1 protein-coding gene is annotated in these 941 nt (G+C 42.5%); it reads left to right on the forward strand.

Annotation, left to right across the window (positions count from 1 at the left end):
* Positions 1-287: 287 nt before the first annotated feature.
* The coding region (locus AW165_RS18325; protein ID WP_060466679.1) for a hypothetical protein at positions 288-941 on the forward strand (654 nt) is incomplete at its 3' end.

Consider the following 941-nt stretch of genomic DNA (forward strand, 5'->3'; position numbering starts at 1 on the left):
AGATGAACACTACTCAAGAGAACAATTTCGTTCGAGTTACTGAAGCAGCATTAACGGAAAGCACTCAACTACCTGTTGACTGCATTGTTGATTCGCTGGCCGTTAAGGATTACGCAAACGTGTCGCACATGCTGGGAAAGGTTTAAGCCTGGCTCGAATGAGTAGCGAGATGTTCAACCAGGCGTTTGAATCGCTATCTAATAAAAACTCCAAGATGAATGTGTCAGTCTCAGAGCTAATGAGTATGAACTGGCATGAGATGTCCTACATGATTGAGAGATTCAACAATGTCAACAAGAAAACAAAGTAACGGTTATGCTCTAGAGCTTCTTGTTGGCATTCAGGACGAGTTCTCAGGCAAGTCAAAAGCTATCGAGCAAGAAACTAAGCGTTTGAGTAAAGAAGTGGATTCACTTCAAAAAACGACAGGTGACATCACTAAATTCAAAAAAGCTCAAAAAGCACTTGAGGAGTTGCAAGAGCAACAAAAGCAAAATACTAGCGCCGTTGAAAAGCACAAAGCTGCGCTTGGTCAACTGGATAAGCAAAACAAAGAGTCCGCTCAGGAGTCTAAGCGATTAGGAACCGAGCTCAAAAATCTCAATAAAACCGTTGGTGACATTGCTGCCTACAAAAAGGCCAAACAAGCTCTTGGTGATTTAGAAAAACAACAGCTGCAAAGTAAGCTGGCTGTCGACAAGCAAAAAGCCTCCATTGCGGATCTGAAAAAGGAAATTAAAAAAGGTACGCAAAGTGAAGACATGCTTGAGCCTCAACTTCAAGCATTGCAAAAGCTAGAAAAAGAGCATCGAGACATTACCACCAGCTCTCGCGATTACGAACGCCAATTGCGTAAACTAGGCAAAGCACTCGAACAAGTAGGCGTTGATGTCAACGACTTAAGCAAAGCGGAAAGCAAAACCCTAACGTCGATTGAAAAA

The sequence above is a fragment of the Acinetobacter sp. LMB-5 genome, from assembly GCF_001541635.1.
Lineage (GTDB): Bacteria > Pseudomonadota > Gammaproteobacteria > Pseudomonadales > Moraxellaceae > Acinetobacter > Acinetobacter pittii.